At 41.6% G+C, this 15,222-nt stretch carries 21 protein-coding genes; 4 read left to right on the forward strand and 17 right to left on the reverse strand.

Going from position 1 to position 15,222, the window contains the following annotated elements; genetic code table 11:
- Positions 1-21 precede the first annotated feature (21 nt).
- The 5 genes from K365_RS0109685 to K365_RS0109705 all read right to left on the reverse strand — a co-directional run bounded on the left by K365_RS0109685 (position 22) and on the right by K365_RS0109705 (position 2,884).
- Entirely contained in the window at positions 22-381 is a 360-nt protein-coding gene (locus K365_RS0109685; RefSeq protein ID WP_006966228.1) for a carboxymuconolactone decarboxylase family protein, read from the reverse strand.
- 100 nt (positions 382-481) lie between these two features.
- Entirely contained in the window at positions 482-934 is a 453-nt protein-coding gene (locus K365_RS0109690; protein WP_152427655.1) for a hypothetical protein, read from the reverse strand.
- A 38-nt stretch (positions 935-972) separates the two neighbouring features.
- Positions 973-1,878, reverse strand: coding sequence for a hypothetical protein (locus K365_RS0109695; protein WP_024334407.1), 906 nt, complete (start codon positions 1,876-1,878; stop codon positions 973-975).
- Positions 1,879-1,986: 108 nt separating this feature from the next.
- Positions 1,987-2,427, reverse strand: coding sequence for a hypothetical protein (locus K365_RS0109700; RefSeq protein ID WP_006966231.1), 441 nt, complete (start codon positions 2,425-2,427; stop codon positions 1,987-1,989).
- Positions 2,428-2,431: 4 nt separating this feature from the next.
- Positions 2,432-2,884 (reverse strand): hypothetical protein, encoded by a 453-nt coding sequence (locus K365_RS0109705; protein ID WP_024334408.1) that lies wholly within the window; start codon positions 2,882-2,884, stop codon positions 2,432-2,434.
- A gap of 596 nt (positions 2,885-3,480) precedes the next feature.
- Here K365_RS0109705 and K365_RS0109715 point away from each other — a divergent pair.
- Positions 3,481-3,759, forward strand: a complete 279-nt coding sequence (locus tag K365_RS0109715; RefSeq protein ID WP_024334409.1) for an addiction module antidote protein — start codon at positions 3,481-3,483, stop codon at positions 3,757-3,759.
- 54 nt (positions 3,760-3,813) lie between these two features.
- The gene (locus tag K365_RS26495) at positions 3,814-4,584 is read left to right on the forward strand and encodes a retropepsin-like aspartic protease (protein ID WP_024334410.1); all 771 of its coding nucleotides are present in this window, start codon (positions 3,814-3,816) and stop codon (positions 4,582-4,584) included.
- On the opposite strand, the gene K365_RS28680 is transcribed toward K365_RS26495, so the two are convergent.
- From K365_RS28680 to K365_RS25650, 3 genes are all read right to left on the reverse strand, one after another.
- The gene (locus K365_RS28680) at positions 4,585-5,427 is read right to left on the reverse strand and encodes a tyrosine-type recombinase/integrase (protein WP_024334411.1); all 843 of its coding nucleotides are present in this window, start codon (positions 5,425-5,427) and stop codon (positions 4,585-4,587) included.
- Positions 5,428-5,581: 154 nt separating this feature from the next.
- Positions 5,582-5,809: a hypothetical protein gene (locus tag K365_RS0109730; protein WP_024334412.1), complete on the reverse strand. Its 228-nt coding sequence runs from the start codon at positions 5,807-5,809 to the stop codon at positions 5,582-5,584.
- A gap of 59 nt (positions 5,810-5,868) precedes the next feature.
- Complete coding sequence (locus tag K365_RS25650) at positions 5,869-6,429, reverse strand: hypothetical protein (protein WP_024334413.1); 561 nt, start codon at positions 6,427-6,429, stop codon at positions 5,869-5,871.
- 178 nt (positions 6,430-6,607) lie between these two features.
- Between K365_RS25650 and K365_RS0109740 the strand changes: the two genes are divergently transcribed.
- Positions 6,608-7,396, forward strand: coding sequence for a hypothetical protein (locus K365_RS0109740; protein WP_024334414.1), 789 nt, complete (start codon positions 6,608-6,610; stop codon positions 7,394-7,396).
- The gene (locus tag K365_RS0109745) at positions 7,397-8,110 is read left to right on the forward strand and encodes a hypothetical protein (protein WP_024334415.1); all 714 of its coding nucleotides are present in this window, start codon (positions 7,397-7,399) and stop codon (positions 8,108-8,110) included.
- A 125-nt stretch (positions 8,111-8,235) separates the two neighbouring features.
- Here K365_RS0109745 and K365_RS26500 read toward each other — a convergent pair whose 3' ends face one another.
- The 9 genes from K365_RS26500 to K365_RS0109800 form a co-directional block, all read right to left on the reverse strand.
- Positions 8,236-8,529, reverse strand: coding sequence for a helix-turn-helix domain-containing protein (locus tag K365_RS26500; RefSeq protein WP_006966254.1), 294 nt, complete (start codon positions 8,527-8,529; stop codon positions 8,236-8,238).
- Positions 8,530-8,729: 200 nt separating this feature from the next.
- Positions 8,730-9,083, reverse strand: coding sequence for a hypothetical protein (locus K365_RS0109765; RefSeq protein WP_006966256.1), 354 nt, complete (start codon positions 9,081-9,083; stop codon positions 8,730-8,732).
- Positions 9,084-9,097: 14 nt separating this feature from the next.
- On the reverse strand, positions 9,098-9,457 hold the full coding sequence (locus tag K365_RS0109770; protein ID WP_024334417.1) for a carboxymuconolactone decarboxylase family protein: 360 nt from the start codon (positions 9,455-9,457) through the stop codon (positions 9,098-9,100).
- Positions 9,458-9,804: 347 nt separating this feature from the next.
- The gene (locus tag K365_RS0109775; protein ID WP_024334418.1) at positions 9,805-11,304 is read right to left on the reverse strand and encodes a hypothetical protein; all 1,500 of its coding nucleotides are present in this window, start codon (positions 11,302-11,304) and stop codon (positions 9,805-9,807) included.
- Positions 11,305-11,467: 163 nt separating this feature from the next.
- Positions 11,468-12,364, reverse strand: coding sequence for a hypothetical protein (locus K365_RS0109780; protein ID WP_024334419.1), 897 nt, complete (start codon positions 12,362-12,364; stop codon positions 11,468-11,470).
- A gap of 472 nt (positions 12,365-12,836) precedes the next feature.
- The gene (locus tag K365_RS0109785) at positions 12,837-13,241 is read right to left on the reverse strand and encodes a hypothetical protein (RefSeq protein ID WP_024334420.1); all 405 of its coding nucleotides are present in this window, start codon (positions 13,239-13,241) and stop codon (positions 12,837-12,839) included.
- Positions 13,213-13,710, reverse strand: a complete 498-nt coding sequence (locus tag K365_RS0109790; RefSeq protein ID WP_024334421.1) for a hypothetical protein — start codon at positions 13,708-13,710, stop codon at positions 13,213-13,215. The genes K365_RS0109785 and K365_RS0109790 overlap by 29 nt, the downstream gene beginning before the upstream one ends.
- Positions 13,711-13,714: 4 nt before the next feature.
- Complete coding sequence (locus K365_RS0109795) at positions 13,715-14,410, reverse strand: hypothetical protein (protein WP_024334422.1); 696 nt, start codon at positions 14,408-14,410, stop codon at positions 13,715-13,717.
- Positions 14,411-14,669: 259 nt separating this feature from the next.
- Positions 14,670-15,218 (reverse strand): hypothetical protein, encoded by a 549-nt coding sequence (locus tag K365_RS0109800; protein WP_024334423.1) that lies wholly within the window; start codon positions 15,216-15,218, stop codon positions 14,670-14,672.
- Positions 15,219-15,222: the final 4 nt, after the last annotated feature.

Below are 15,222 nucleotides of genomic sequence, written 5' to 3' on the forward strand. Positions count from 1 at the left end.
TCTCCTTGATTACAGGCCGCATCACCCTTTTTTTTGTTTAAAATATTCCATGGCTTTCAAAACAAACCGGGCATAGGCCCCGGCCTGGCCCCCGCCCATTTCGATGGCCACATCGATGGTTTCATAAATTTCTTCATCAGCGGCACCCTGCTGAAGGGCCTGGTCAAGATGCCATTCCATGCAGGGCTCACACTTTGTGACAATTGAAATGGAAAGCGCCATCAATTCTTTGGTTTTCTTGGTGAGCGCCCCGTTTCTGAACGCTTTTTCCTCCACTTCCAGAAACGGCCGGTACGTCTTCACATTTTCCAGGAATGTCAGGTGTGTTTTTTTCCGGTCTTCAATGCTTTGCTGGATCTTTTTTTCAGTCAGGTCGTTCATTTTTGCCTCATGGATATATGATGATCGTTTTCAGTCTGCCAGTAACACTCCTTTTCAACAGTGAAATCCCTGTTGGACCCTCATCAGGTGTAAAAGAATGTCAGCCTTTCTGCTCAAAATAGTCTGATAATAATTTTTGCCATTCTTCGATGAAATTTTCATAATCACGCTCACTGAATCCCAGAACAAAAATTTCCCCAGCTTTTGACAGTGCAATATATTTGTACGTCACTTGAATTTTGGTCTTAGAGGGTCCCAGTGCCGAACACTTTACTGTAACGATCCCAAGCTTGTGCTCAGGCTCAATCTTGTAAAACTGCACCAGGTGAGATCCAGGGTCATATGTTTTTACGATCCAGATCGCATTCATTGTTCCATGGTCATGATTTTCTGTTAAAAAAACATAGTCCTCGGAAAGATCGGTGGTTCCCATAATATTCTTATAGTCCCAGCCGGGGACCCACAGCTTTTCTCCTTCGGGGCTGAACAGCAGGAACAGCTTATCTATTGGGACATCCAATTCGAACGATTTTGTATGTGTTGCTGATTTCATGTCATTTTTTTTAATGATAAATGAGGGCATGCACAAAATTAATATTTTTCCTGAGATTTTCTCAAATAATCAGACATTATCGTTGCTTCCGGATTATTTGGTTCATTAGGTGTTTTGTCGATGAAAAAACCTCCTCCATGCTCAATTACTTTTCGTTTCCCCATCTCACGAAAATAATCTTTTGTGTGAAAATACTTAATGGAGTTTTTTGCATAACTTTGATTTCTGTATTCGCGGGTAGCTAGTATGATTAGTTCAAATGTCTTCGTTTGCAGCGCCAAAGCTTGTGGATACCAACCTGGCCTTAGTAGCGTTTTTCTAAGAAAAAAAGTGTGCATGCTGGTATGAATGAATGAGGCCCGCCATGGGTCATTTCTTGGGATTGGGGCGGCCAGACTTTTTAGATAGCCTTTTTTTGTAAGAGACACCTCGATTGTATTAAAAAAACACTTTGAACTATCTGTGTGAAAATAGTTGATAATGTTTTTTTGTGGTTTGACCGATCCTGGAGTATTACTTAATTCAATTCTGCAGATTGGCAATGGATGGTCTTCGATATTGCTCGAGGATGCCAGATGAGATTCGGTATACGGTGCCTTCCCTTTTAACGGGTTATTGCCATCGGAAATAATATGTATTTCGCCAGTTGCCTTTTTTCTTTTTCTTCTTCCATGATAAGTTAGGTGTGATTTTTGGGATTTGTTTATTAACGTTTCTTTTCCTTTCCAATAATGAACGCAGTCGTAATTATCGGGAAACGAAATTACAACATCAATTTCATTATTTTTTTCTTCCATATTAAAGAGAACAACTTCCTTGCCCGAAAACAGCCCTCGAAGGTTATTTCCCGAATTATTGCTTGGATAATAGAAAGTACATCTGGTAAAGCCGCTTATGTATTGCTGCCCTGCATAATCGTGCATTTTTCCGTTGTTAACGCTCATGGCTTATTTTCCATTTTCACCAAAACCACCGAAGCCAGGCGCCTTTGTTTTGGCGGCATCGGCAGGCCTCCTAATCGTTTTTTGTTCACCCAGTCCTCCCATTGATCGTTAAGGGTTTTGTTCAGGGCATAAACCGACACCCGGTAGGGTCCCGTTTGGGCCGCGTTCGTATATGGTGGTTGAAAAGCCGGTGTTGGGCATCAGCCGGGGTAATTTGGGCCGGCACAGCTCCAGATCCGGCTTGTCAACGGCCAGCCAGATGTGTCGGCCAGGCTCGATGTTTCTTGTTTCAGTGGTTATTTTGACGTTGGTTCCATTGGTTGTTCCAGGCAGGGGAAAGGTGATCCTGGCCCATGGGCCGGGCAGGGGAGTTTTTGAGAATAAATTGTTGATGAAAAGGATAAATAATACGAGGCACAGGGTCGTGAGTGCCGAAACGATCATGATGGAATACAGGGTTTTTTTATGATGTGTCGAAATGGATTGTTCCGGAGTCTGATTCTCTTTGATCGCGTGAATGATTTTGTTCTTGAGATCATATTCAATCATGATGTCATTTCCTGAGAACGTTAAGAAATTTTTTAATATCCTTTTTTGCCTTTTCTTCGGCTGATTTCAGTTCGTCCCTGATAATTTTGAGCAGGGCTTGTTTCTGTCTGTCATTCAGCTGATCGCCGACCCCGGCTTCCCGGATGCATTCGTTGAGGATCTCAACGGCCGGGTCCATTGACACTATTTTTTGGGAGATGTCTTGCGGGGGTTCGCCCTCATAGAGCTGTTTTCCAATCTGCAGGAATGAAAGATAATCGTATCCACAAGCATCAGCAATTTTTACTTGAGCTTCAAAAGGGATCGGTTTTTTTCTTTCAGGATTAAGCAATTGACTGATGTAACTTTTTCCATATTCGGTCCCAATTGACAGGATTTTCTGGTACCCAGTACCGGTCTCATCGATCCAGAATTCAAGAGCCTTTTGAAAGTATATATATGGTTTTAATTCAATCATCTATCCTTCGTTTACTATACGTAAACTTATATTGGTATATAAAAATGTTTGTTATTTATAAACTTATTTGATATTTTGTTTGTTATTTGTAATGATTTAGATCATGAATCGAGGGGTAAATAAAGAAACTTGCTGAATTTATAGATTATTCAAGAGAGTTTGTCAATTGTGTACTTTTGGAGTCAGACCCATGTGTGCCGTCTTGGCATGTCTCAAAAAATATTTGGGATTTAAAATTGCTGATGTTATTGAGAATACTGGCGGAAGTGCATGGGAACCGAATCCCGGTATAGTGTTTTAACCTACTGAATTTATGAAAAATTATTAGTAATTTTTTAAGCGGGACCAAAGACCCGGGACAAAACCGGCGAGACCAGATCATTTTACCACCTTCAGAAGTCCGGCCAGGTCCATGCCGGATGAGTCCATAAATTTTTTTTGCGGGCAATCTGAGTTTCCGCATATCTTCTGACTGAATCCAGGCAGGGATGTTCGTGGCCAGTCTTGGTGTTGAAATTTTTCAAGGTGTGCTTTTTTCTTGTTTTTTTGTAGTCTGTGAACTACATTTAAATCATGAAATATGAATAGGAAGATTCATGAAAACAAACACCAGCCCATACAACCCTTTTGATTATCTGGAAATGGAAGAGGAAATCAACGAATACCTGAACGACGCGTTCATGGACGACGATCCCCAGGTGTTTCTGGTCGCCCTGGGCCATCTGGCCAGAAAACAGGGCATGCAGGAGGTGGCCAGAAGAACCGGGCTGAACCGGGAAAGCCTTTACAAATCGCTCTCCGGCAGCGGCAACCCGCATTTTTTCACCGTGAAAAAAGTGATCAAAGCCCTGGGCTGCAAGCTGGAGGTGGCGTGAAGATCAATCAATGACCTGTTCAACTTGATTCAAACTGATTCTGGGAATAGAAAGATGAAATCTGATACCAAAATATTAATAGCGATTTTTTCTCCAACGCTCATATTTGTTATCATACTGTTTTCATCGTATAATTTTTTTGGTGCACAAATTATTACTCCCCATTTTTGGACCAATTTGTTTGTCCAAAAAAAGCCTTCAAAGCAGGTCGTTAAAGGGACTGTTAGAGTTGAAAGCAAATCTTTAATTCCAGAAAAACAAATGTATCCGGTGGGCAAAAAGAAAACGGATCTTCATGGTTCTGATTTGATCTATTCCTGGATTGATGACAAGGGTGTAAAACACTTTTCAAATGTCCAGCCCAGTGGGATAACGGCTGCAATAGAAACTCAAAAAGCCCTAAAATATCAAGAATCAAAAAATTTTCCTGAAAGATTTCAAACTAAGGTTGTTATTCGGGGGAATGCAGTTTTGGTGCCCGTAAAAATTGGATATCGAGGCAGAGAGAAACAAACCTGGTTGATTTTTGATACCGGCGCAACCAGTACATTTATTCATGATGATCTTGCAAAAAATATGGATATTGTTCCACAAAAATATTCAAGAGCACAAATTGCTGATGGAAGCATAATTCCTTCCAAGGATGCACAATTGGATTATATCATTGTGGGTCCCTACAAAATTTCAAATTTTGAAATTAAAATCATAAACCATGCCGGTGGTTCAAATTTAACAAAAGGGCTTCTTGGAATGAATTTCTTGAAATATGTTGATTACAATATCGATTTCAAAAATCAAGTGATAACCTGGTATAAAAAATCATAGTTATTCAAACAGATACTGTCCCGGCTGCCGGGCCAGGTGATCGATGAGATCCACCATGTTCCGGTGACAGGGGATGATATGCTCGTGATCGGTCTTTGTGTGGTTCACCACCTGCCGGGCCGACACGGACCGCCGGATGATGAACACCTTGTTGATGATGTCATAATCACATTTATGCAGGGCACAGGCTTCCCCTGGGCGCCGGTAATGATATTTGAGAAACCAGAAGATGGGCTGGTGAATCTCCGGGATGGCCTCGATGACCTTGACCTGGCGGTCGGACGGCAGCCATTTGATACTGGGGGCCACGATTTTGTAGTCGGACCGCTTTGGAAACGGCGGGATCTCCGGGATCCGCTTTGCCCGCCATGCATAATCCAGGAAGGCATGAAAGCACATCATGACATTGTGTTTGCCTTTGCCGGACAGGCCCAGGCTCTCCAGGAGTTTGTCCAGGGTGTCCAGCTGGATCTCGTGGAGTTGTACCGGGTGCGACTCAAAAAACGGCCGGATCCAGTTCTTGAAATAGGATTTATACCCCTTGTATGTGGCAGGCGTCTTTTTCTTTTTGGTTTCCAGCCAGGATTCAAAGTAGGGGATAACGTCGGTCCATCCGGTTTCAAGATACTTTTCGATCCGGAAACATTTGTTTTCCACATCCCCCTGCATCTGGGCCAGCAGCTTGTCAGCCCGCCGATAACCGTCATCCTTGCGTTTGTTCCGGATGCCGTTGCCGTGCATCAGCCGTCCTTTGTACCGGCTGATCTTGTAAATATTCCCCTGCCAGGACCAGGACACAACCCACCGGCGGCGGTCCTTCCTGAAAACAATAGAACCGGACATGCAATCCTCCTGTGATGCATACAGGTAATTCCGATTCATATGTTCTTTTTCAGGGGAAGTCAACGGGCGCGCTCCCTACCAGATGACCACAAGCCCGCCAACAACGAAGCCGGCAGCGGCTGACAGGGCCATTAAAAATATCAGGTTGCCTGTGTTAATCTACATGAGCCCCTCCCATGGATTTTTCAAGGGTTTTCAGTTTCGCGGCCAGCAGTTTGATCATGCTCGATCTTTGGCCGTTTGCTTTTTCATACGCCAGGGCGCGGCGGACCAAATCCGGATCAGTGACAAAATTTAACGATACCCGGCAGTCCTGAACTGACGTGTTGACCATCCGGATGTGTGCCGGCGTTTTTTTGAAATAGTCATAAGGATCTGTCATGCTATCACCTCCTCACGGATCGGGGAGCCGACCTCAACCCAACCTGTGTTTTTCAATCCCTAATTTCTGCGGCATGACATCTCTTGTTTTTCCCGCTGGCAGGATTTACAGTAATAACTCAGGCCATCTGGATTGCGCCTGTTCCGGAAAAAGTATTCAGGCGTGGCAGGCAGAATTGGGTCTTTACACTTCGAATTTGAACACCGTTTTTTCCTGCTTCCCGGTTTCGGTCGCCTGGACCTTGGTTTGCGGCCATTCAGCTTTGATTTTGGCTTTGGCACCGGTGTCGGTTCCGGCTCGGGAGAGGGGGCCGCTGCCAGTCCTGACCGGGCGGCTTCAAATGCCAGGGCAGCCTTGATGGTCTTGTATCCGACTGTGAAACCCATGACCCGGGCCTGGGCCAGCGGATCCACCCCGGGAAAAAGGGGAAGGAAATCGTTGCAGATCAGACACACGGCCTGGTTGGGATCGAGGTTCTTTTTTTCAGAGCAGATGGAATGCCGGTGGCAATAGTCGCCACGGTTGATTTGCCCGGGATCGAGCGGGCAGGGTGCCCCTGAATACAAAAAACCCGAAGCAGCCGGACGGCCGGTTTCGGGTTTTTCAAATTGTCTTGCCATTTGGCCTCCGTTTCCGGAAGCCTGGGGCGCGTTTGGATATTTAAAAACTTACAGGATAGGGACGTTGGGTGTCAAGTATATTTTTGGGTGATATGGGTTTCTGTTTGACTATGCGACCAGCGTGATGATATTTAGGCTGTAACATCACAAAATGTTAAGTGAAAATATTTGTATTATTATGGATAAACAAAAAGTTTATAATATTATTCAGTACGCGCTGCTGGTCGCAGGCCAGGAAGATGATTTCAGGGACCGGGACCTTGGACCCATTCATTTCATTAAATACGTATATCTTGCCGATCTCCACCATGCCATGCACAATAATGGCAAAACATATACGGGTATTCAATGGAAATTCCATAAGTTTGGCCCATGGTCAAACGATGTAAATGATTGCATCGCTCCGGCTCTTGATGAAATAAACGCCACCTTCAAACCTTTCAAAAGTCAGTATGAAGGAAGCGATGATATTAAAAGATGGTTCATAAGAGATGAAGATTTGCTTGAAAAAATGGGTGTGAAACTCCCTCTGATTATCTCTGGAGTTGTTGAATCAATAGTTCACCAGTTCAAGAAGGATACCGCAAGCCTTCTTGAACATGTTTATCGGACAAAGCCCATGTTGAAGGCAGCCCCTGGAGACGTGCTTGACTTTAACTGTGTCGCAAAAACACCTGACCAGAAAACTGAATTCAAGTCCAAATTTGACCAGCTGTCTGCCAGGAAACAGAAAAAATTTAAGCAGGCTGTTCAGGCCATGAGAAAAAAACGGTTGGAAAATGGCGTTTCGGGGAGGAGTATTTATGTTAACTCCCCATTGCCCATTAAATATGATGATGTTTATGTAAATGGGCTTGAATGGGTTGAGAGTCTTTCTGGGGACAAGTTTCAAAATCAGAATCTTGAGGCAGAATTTTCAAACGACATCTGGTATTCTGACAACAGAAAGGGAGTGTTTTCCGATTAAATGGTTTACCCACTGGATTCAATTCAAGCGTTTGATGAATCTCAACCCTGGTGGGAACATACAGACAGCAAGGCCATAGAAAGAGGTTCGCTGATTTGGGCGTTTCTTCCATATGTCGATCAGGTGCCATATGAGGTTGTCCCCAGGGGGCGGAAAGAGCCCACGCTACACGACAGGGCATATGTCACCATAAAGCCATTGGATATAAAAAAACCGGGGAAAAGATCTGATCTGCCGGTTGCCGCAATGCCTTTAGGAAGCAAAGAGGTATGGTCTTTGTATAGGGCCAAAAAGCGGCCAAGTTTGGTGCTTGCAAAAACGAAAACCGCTGTTGACAGATCTGTTTTGCACGGTAATCCAAGAAAGAATACAGCCCCATCTCTGATAGTGGCCCCGTATTTCGGTGTTGACCAAGAAGGAAACAGAGCCGGATATCCACCTGAATTTGTAGAACGGGTTCGCCACATCTGGTATCCTCAATTTTTTTGGGATATGCTCCCTATTTCAGGAACATCTGAATCTCTGCTGCGCTTTGAACAGGCCCAGCCAGTGGGCTATAACTATCTTTCATATGAAACCACCGGCTACAAATTGAGCGAATACGCCATGTCCGTCATAGATGAGGTGTTCCATTTCTATTTGAATGATAATATGCTGGCTGAAGGGATATTAAAAGCCTACCAGGATGTGATTAAAGACCTTTTTTATGACTGAATTATCCTTCAGTTCATGCCTTCGGCTTCCGGGCCAATCCAGACATTGCTTATCTCAACCGATCCGATAAAATTTTTGTATTTAATCGTTTCCATCTCTGTCTTTCTCTTTTTTTACCGGCCGCTTTAGATCAGCCCCTCCCCGGGATCCCGGGTCAGATGTATATCAAACTCTTTTTCCAAAGCGTCTGCGATTTTGATCAACCGTCTGAGGGTAAAATTTGTGCTGCCGTCCAGCATTTTTGTCACCGCTGTTTTGGATGTCCCAAGCTTTCTGGACAGTTCAGCCCGGGTGATTTGTCTTTCTTTCATGACCGAACATATTTGCTCGGTGATTTCCAGTATCTTATATTCAATTTTATATTCAATGTCATTTTCAAATTCTTCAGAAAGGGCCTGGTACAAGTTTTTTCCCTTCATTTCCGTCCCCGTTGGTTTCAGTTTTCAACCCCGTTTCCTGCCACCAGTCGGGCGCTGATCTCACGGGCCTTTTCAATTTCCCGGCTTTGTTGTTTTCTTTTCGGTTTGAGTTCAACCACATCGTTTTTCGGAAGCAGCTTGTATATATAAGTATAGACAAGCTGGTTTTTGCCAGGTAAAATTACCAGTATTCGACCCACTTATTTTTCAGGAGGTTTTTTCAATGACTGAACAGAATATTCCCCGGGCCGGGGCTTTTTCGGCCAGGCATCAAAGTGGCCGCAAATCCCCAGAAGTTCGGCGTCCTGGTAAAGCTTTGTTGTTTTTGCATCCAACAAAGGAAGATGCTCTGGCAGCAGCAGCTGCTCGCTGGTCACCTGAACCGCACTCCAGCCAAGACCCTGAACATAGCGGGTAGCTTTATCCAGAGCCCCGCTTTTGGATGAATCAAAAACAATTACAAACGCTTCAGCTCCCTCTATATAATGCAGCTGAGGGTTTTTGTTTTCTGGAGAGGGAACCAGATTTATCCTGATCATGTAAGGGTCTGCCATGCATCATGCTCCTTTCACCCGTTTTTCTGTTTAAAATATTCCATGGCTTTCAAAACAAAACGGGCATAGGCCCCGGCCTGGCCACCGCCCATTTCGATGGCCACATCGATGGTTTCATAAATTTCTTCATCTGTAGCGCCATGCTGCAGTGCCTGGTCAAGATGCCATTCCATGCAGGGCTCACACTTGGTGGCAATTGAAATTGACAACGCCATCAATTCTTTGGTTTTTTTGGTGAGCGCCCCATTTCTGAACGCCTTTTCTTCCAGTTCCAAAAACGGCTTGTACGTCTTCACATTTTCCAGGAATGTCAGGTGTGTTTTTTTCCTGTCGTCAATGCTTTGCTGGATCTTTTTTTCGGTCAGGTTTTTCATTTCAACCCCATCAAAAAAATGGACGTGTTCCAAATAGCGGGACTCTTCGCCATTAATGGCTTTGTGTGGCCGCAGCGAAATATTGATCATTCCTGTATTATTTTATGCATTTTTATACACTTAAAAAGGGTGTTGAAACCATTCAAATTCCTGTTTAGTTATGGGTGCCCAATACGTTTGTAACCCATTTTCCCGATGTCAGACTGCTCGGTTTTTACCGTGTCAATATCTGGTTTTGTTTTTTTCCCGCATAAAGTCTTTTTCAGACGGCGGCCTTTGTTTAATCCAGATATACCAGTACCGTCCGATCAATCGGCTCAGAAAAAATCCCGCATTGAATGTTCAATTCATCCTGTGGCAGCAAACAACTCCTTTTGTCCATCTTCTTTTTTCTTCGGTTTATGCCTTGTTCCAGCCATTTCAAGCAACAATGTTACGATAGTCGTCAACGTTGATCGGACAATTACACCCTGCTGACTTCTTACCCGTGTTTGTTCAAGGCCTTCTCGTTTCTTCATCAAATTGAAGGGCCTTTCACAGTTTTTTCGAATCTCGATTGCGTCTTGAGATCCGCCATGAAAAGTCGGCATTGGTTGAAAATAACCACTGTCAAAAGAAACAATCCTTGATTTTGGGCAATTGGATTCAAACGTACACTCACCCGGAGCGGCATCACATCCAAATTCATGACCTTCCGGTGTCGATCCCAAAAACTGCATCGGAATCTCACAAGAATCATTACAGGCAACTCTTAATGGCGATTCCAAAACGTTGTCAGGAAGGTTGGCTTTCTCCGATTCAGGGGCTACGATATAGACACCGGTTTCATTGAGAACCGAACCATCGCTATCATGATACGCCTGATCGGCGGTAACCAATTTGATATCAATTCCCAGTGCCTGAGCAAGCTTGATCAACGGTTTTAAAAACAGGCTGTCATGATGATTTGCTGCCCCTACTAAGGATACCAATGGAAAACTATGGCCTGTTGATGGGTTGATGGCTGTTAGAGTGTGAAGCCGGTAGCCAATAACGTAATGCGATTTATCCCTTTTGTTCCGGCGCTTTCCACAATCGCAGTCTGGATCGGAATAAATTCGTATTTTCTTACCTTTGATCTGAATTGTACAAAGGGGATAATTGACTTCAGACGGCAGCTCGCTCGAATCAACACCGTGAATGACGGCATTTTCAAGGCAACCCGATCTATAAAAATGATGGAGGAAATATACCAGGACATTCATCAATTGTTTGAAGTTCAGGCCACGCCGGAAGTGACACAATTCAGTGTGATCTGCCTGGGTTTTAGTATTTAAGGGCAACCGCACAAAACGCCTGTTTTGCTTTCTTTCCCTGCCAAAATATTCATCGCTGCAGAATTTCCTGTAACTGATTTCAGGGTATTTGATAATTTTTAAAAGCTCCATCCGAAATAACTGGTAGGGCTGAATATCCCTGTGCACAGCGGAATAGCTGTCAGGCGCAATCAAGCTGTTGATAATCTGGTCATCTATAAGCTGATCAATAAACTGTAATTCCGGATCCACAATTTCGGGATATGGCTTTTTCAGTGCGTCAAAATGAAACAGGTTGTCGGAATGAAAATTTTCAATATAAAATGCCATCTCGGGAAGGCTACGAATACCTGCTGAAGGGGCTTGGTCTTCAACGCCTATGAGTTCTTCGATGGGAATGTCCAATATCTTAGAATAATCATATTTATCCACAACCTCCGTCATTATTTGTTTTGTCAGCTCTTTTTTGGATTTCCTTGTCATCTTGTTCCAGTTCGGAAAATTCCTTTTCAATTGCTTTGTGATGATTCTTCTGATATTTTTTGTATGCATAAAGCCTCTGTGGTGTTGTTTGTTTTATTGTTTAGTCACTTTAAATTTACAACTAAACAGAGGCTTTTGCAACTCCTAACAGACTGAAAAGTTAGCAAATCACACTAATCTTGCACCATCGATTTCAACACCCTTACTTAATTTACTTCGGATCTAAATCTGTTCATTTGCCGTTAGGGATTGAGGGTGGTATTGGCTCCCAAGGTGTTGATCCTCGATTTTCCCCTTCCTTATTCAAATAGTTTAGAAACCAGTTATTTTTTTCATGGTAATCTCGTTTAAATGTTTTTCCGGAAAAGAGAATTTTTACTGTATGCGCCAAACCATCAAGTATAGGCATTGAACTATCCCAAAGCCAATTAAAAAATATTGCTCCATCAGTATCAGTTATGATAGGAGCTCCGAAAAATGGGTGACAATTTTTTGATACTTTTTTTGTCTCTTTATCCATCAATTTTAAGCGTTTGTTTGGCTTCCAACCAAATAACTTAATGAATAAATCTGTAACTTCAAAATCAACGATCACTCTTGGCACTTTGGCTTCGTTTTTTTCAATATCGTACGCCCTGATCAATGCCGGCCCATAACAAATATATCCTTTATGGCTGAGCTCTCCAACCACCATTGAAACACGAATTAGAAGACCAATAGTTGCCGCTGCCTTGATGTAGCCTTGCACTACATCCAAAATAAACCAAATGTGTTCCTTAAGCTCTTTTGAGATAGGTTCAGAGGGAATTGAAAAAAGCAACGTATCTGAAATCATTGAGACTTGGATGTCAACATTTTTCTCTTTTCTATATTTCAGGTGTCCTTCAAGAAAGCTCTCACATAATATTAAGAATGTCTGGATCTCCTTAATATCTTCATGGGAAACTCTCTCTCGCCATCCCAAGACATCAAGAAAGATGAGAAACCTCTTCTTGTATGTTACCGATCGTAATTTAGCGAAAGGTACAGTGACATGCCAACCTGCTTCGGTTGTGTAACTGGCCGACATTTGATCTATAGAAATACTATTATTTTTGGAATAATTTTTCTTTAATTCGGTTTTTTTCAAGACAAACCTCCAACTCTTTGTTTTTCATGAATTTGTGACAAATAATATCGGTAAAAAGAGGCCCGCGGAATACTGAACGCTTTGCAAGATGGCTTTTTACCAATTTTATGACTAAACGTTAAGGCTTCATCCATCAGTCGTCCCTTTCGATATCGTCCAGATTCTGTTGAATACAAGGAGTTGTGAAATTTTTTTTCCGCCTCGATGATAAGTTCTGCCCATTTGAGTTTATGTTCCAGCTTTTGTTTTTCTTTTTAAAGCCTGGCGATCATAGTAGATAACGGAATCTTTTCCTTGGGCTTTCGTCTCTTTTTCCTTGGTGCCATGGCATTTATGAACCCCCTTGAACTAACACGGTCTTGGTGGAGTGCTTTGCAAACATTTTTCGGCTGCACCTTGGTAGTCTGCTTTTTTAATCAAAGACTGAGTGATACTAATCCTTCTTTTGTTAAACATTATGAAAAGCAAACAATTATTTTATTTCTTTTTTATTTAGATATCTATGACGTGTGTATTTGTCACAAAAATGAATTGCGGGGAAAAAAGCTAAGAATGAAGAGATAAAACAGATAATTAAGCTAGGAGGATTTTCTCTTATTGTAAAGTAGTTATAAATCATTAAGCCAAGGAATGCTAATGCCGAAATTATAATACAAAATCCTAATCCTGCGTTCAATTTCTGAACTATATCTCCTTTGGGTTCATCAGATATAAAATATCGTAGAGATTCTCTTATTGAAAACAATAAATCCTGAATTACATTATTTCTACCTTTCCAACTTTTAACAATTGTGTCTACAATGAAACCAATAATTGAAAAGACGATCAGGATATCCCATATACTACATCTATCTATGATTTGTTGTAGAATGCTCATCTTGGTGTTCCATAATTATTGACATTACAAAGAATACTATAGATATAAAAATACAATACATTGTCAGTGACGGATGAAATAGATAAAAATCAAATATTCTTTCACAAGTGATATTTAACAAACAAACAAATAAAGCTACAGATGAGTATCTTTTTAGTTTTTTAGGTGGGTGGAGATTAGCTAATCTAACTCTAAAGACTTTATTTTCATTAGATAAATTCTCGATTTTTTCGATTAATGCTTGGTGGTTTTCCTGAGTTTCCATATTGTGTTTATCAGCTTTTTTTTCAATTCTTTTAACTATATTTTTTATCTCATCCATTGAATCGTATTTAAAATCGGTATCTGATTCAATATGATACGATCCTTTCTCCGACTTCAAAACATAAAAGCCAAATAAATTATTATTTGAAATATCGCTACTAAAATCTGGATATATGATCTTTTCTTTTGTCCTGTGAGAACTCATTTCATCACTCCCTTAGCTTAAGTTTGCTAATAGCATCCAAGTCTTTCTCTATCGCTATGAAATGATTAATTAATTTTTTTAACGATTTTGGATCAATTTGAAAGAACACATGGTTATGAGGAGTATCATCTGAAAACGTTAATTCTATAGTGGCCATTGGAATTGTCCCAGTTATATCAGGCAAATAAGATTCGATTTTATCTTTTGTTTTATAGCTATTCCGGATAATTCCTCTTAAATTAACTGTAGCATGAATATCTGTAAGGCTTGGCAACCCCTGTGTTCTATAAATTTCTTTTTCAACTGCATTTAAATAATCTTCATCTACACAATTTTTTACAATATCAAATGCTTTGACAAAATAGTTTTGTCTTTTTTCATCAATTGCTTCAGCCTTGATAAGATCTTTCACTAATGCTGCTGATTCACTTTCATGAGCTTTACCGCCTGGTTTGAATAACCGAAATAGAAACCGGGTAAAACTTATAGCACTTTCCGCTTCATTATATGTGAAATCATACTTTAATGAAATTATTTCTACAAATTTTTCTTTGTCTTGTTCTGTTTCATCCAACAGCCATTCTTTAATGTTTGAACAGAATTCATTTAGTGACTTTATATCTATCCGGCTGAATATATCTAAATCTTTTAAAAAATCCTTGTCTTTGTCTATATCGATTCGGGCAAATATCGTTGACATTTTATCTCCTCATTAACAAAAAATTATTTTCACATATTTATTACTATTTGAGAAATACTAAAAAAACATTAAAAGCAATACACTGTTCAATTGCATTGATTAACAATTAGGATGTGTTGATCCGTTTGATAATTATTACCCAACAGCTATCCGTATAACATGAAAAGTATAATAATATATTCCTCCTGAATATCTGGTGATCAACATACACAAATCATTCCTCTCATTAATCTGTTCGATTGCCGCTCGGAAATATTTCTTAAATTTTTTCCATTTTCACCAAAACCACCGAAGCCAGGCGTCTTTGTTTTGGCGGCATCGGCAGGCCTCCTAATCGTTTTTTGTTCACCCAGTCCTCCCATTGATCGTTAAGGGTTTTGTTCAGGGCATAAACCGACACCCAATAGGGTTCGTTTGGGCCGCGTTCGTATATGGTGGTTGAAAAGCCGGTGTTGGGCATCAGCCGGGGTGACTTGGGCCAGCACAGCTCCAGATTCGGCTTGTCAACGGCCAGCCAGATGTGTCGGCCAGGCTCGATGTTTCTTGTTTCTGCGGTTATTTTGACGTTGGTTCCAGTGGTTGTTCCAGGCAGGGGAAAGGTGATCCTGGCCCATGGGCCGGGCGGGGGAGTTTTTGAGAATAAATTGTTGATGAAAAGGATAAATAATACGAGGCACAGGGCCGTGAGTGCTGAAACGATCATGATGGAATACAGGGTTTTTTTATGATGTGTCGAAATGGATTGTTCCGGAGTCTGATTCTCTTTGATCGCGTGAATGATTTTGTTCTTGAGATCATATTCAATCATGATG

The sequence above is a fragment of the Desulfotignum balticum DSM 7044 genome, assembly GCF_000421285.1.
Classification (GTDB): domain Bacteria; phylum Desulfobacterota; class Desulfobacteria; order Desulfobacterales; family Desulfobacteraceae; genus Desulfotignum; species Desulfotignum balticum.

Bases quoted from the DNA above. Each gene is read 5' to 3' on its own strand.
- K365_RS0109685 (WP_006966228.1), bottom strand. From the start codon at position 381: ATGAACGACCTGACTGAAAAAAAGATCCAGCAAAGCATTGAAGACCGG.
- K365_RS0109690 (WP_152427655.1), bottom strand. From the start codon at position 934: ATGAAATCAGCAACACATACAAAATCGTTCGAATTGGATGTCCCAATA.
- K365_RS0109695 (WP_024334407.1), bottom strand. From the start codon at position 1,878: ATGAGCGTTAACAACGGAAAAATGCACGATTATGCAGGGCAGCAATAC.
- K365_RS0109700 (WP_006966231.1), bottom strand. From the start codon at position 2,427: ATGATTGAATATGATCTCAAGAACAAAATCATTCACGCGATCAAAGAG.
- K365_RS0109705 (WP_024334408.1), bottom strand. From the start codon at position 2,884: ATGATTGAATTAAAACCATATATATACTTTCAAAAGGCTCTTGAATTC.
- K365_RS0109715 (WP_024334409.1), top strand. From the start codon at position 3,481: ATGAAAACAAACACCAGCCCATACAACCCTTTTGATTATCTGGAAATG.
- K365_RS26495 (WP_024334410.1), top strand. From the start codon at position 3,814: ATGAAATCTGATACCAAAATATTAATAGCGATTTTTTCTCCAACGCTC.
- K365_RS28680 (WP_024334411.1), bottom strand. From the start codon at position 5,427: ATGTCCGGTTCTATTGTTTTCAGGAAGGACCGCCGCCGGTGGGTTGTG.
- K365_RS0109730 (WP_024334412.1), bottom strand. From the start codon at position 5,809: ATGACAGATCCTTATGACTATTTCAAAAAAACGCCGGCACACATCCGG.
- K365_RS25650 (WP_024334413.1), bottom strand. From the start codon at position 6,429: ATGGCAAGACAATTTGAAAAACCCGAAACCGGCCGTCCGGCTGCTTCG.
- K365_RS0109740 (WP_024334414.1), top strand. From the start codon at position 6,608: ATGGATAAACAAAAAGTTTATAATATTATTCAGTACGCGCTGCTGGTC.
- K365_RS0109745 (WP_024334415.1), top strand. From the start codon at position 7,397: ATGGTTTACCCACTGGATTCAATTCAAGCGTTTGATGAATCTCAACCC.
- K365_RS26500 (WP_006966254.1), bottom strand. From the start codon at position 8,529: ATGAAGGGAAAAAACTTGTACCAGGCCCTTTCTGAAGAATTTGAAAAT.
- K365_RS0109765 (WP_006966256.1), bottom strand. From the start codon at position 9,083: ATGGCAGACCCTTACATGATCAGGATAAATCTGGTTCCCTCTCCAGAA.
- K365_RS0109770 (WP_024334417.1), bottom strand. From the start codon at position 9,457: ATGAAAAACCTGACCGAAAAAAAGATCCAGCAAAGCATTGACGACAGG.
- K365_RS0109775 (WP_024334418.1), bottom strand. From the start codon at position 11,304: ATGCATACAAAAAATATCAGAAGAATCATCACAAAGCAATTGAAAAGG.
- K365_RS0109785 (WP_024334420.1), bottom strand. From the start codon at position 13,241: ATGAGCATTCTACAACAAATCATAGATAGATGTAGTATATGGGATATC.
- K365_RS0109790 (WP_024334421.1), bottom strand. From the start codon at position 13,710: ATGAGTTCTCACAGGACAAAAGAAAAGATCATATATCCAGATTTTAGT.
- K365_RS0109795 (WP_024334422.1), bottom strand. From the start codon at position 14,410: ATGTCAACGATATTTGCCCGAATCGATATAGACAAAGACAAGGATTTT.
- K365_RS0109800 (WP_024334423.1), bottom strand. From the start codon at position 15,218: ATGATTGAATATGATCTCAAGAACAAAATCATTCACGCGATCAAAGAG.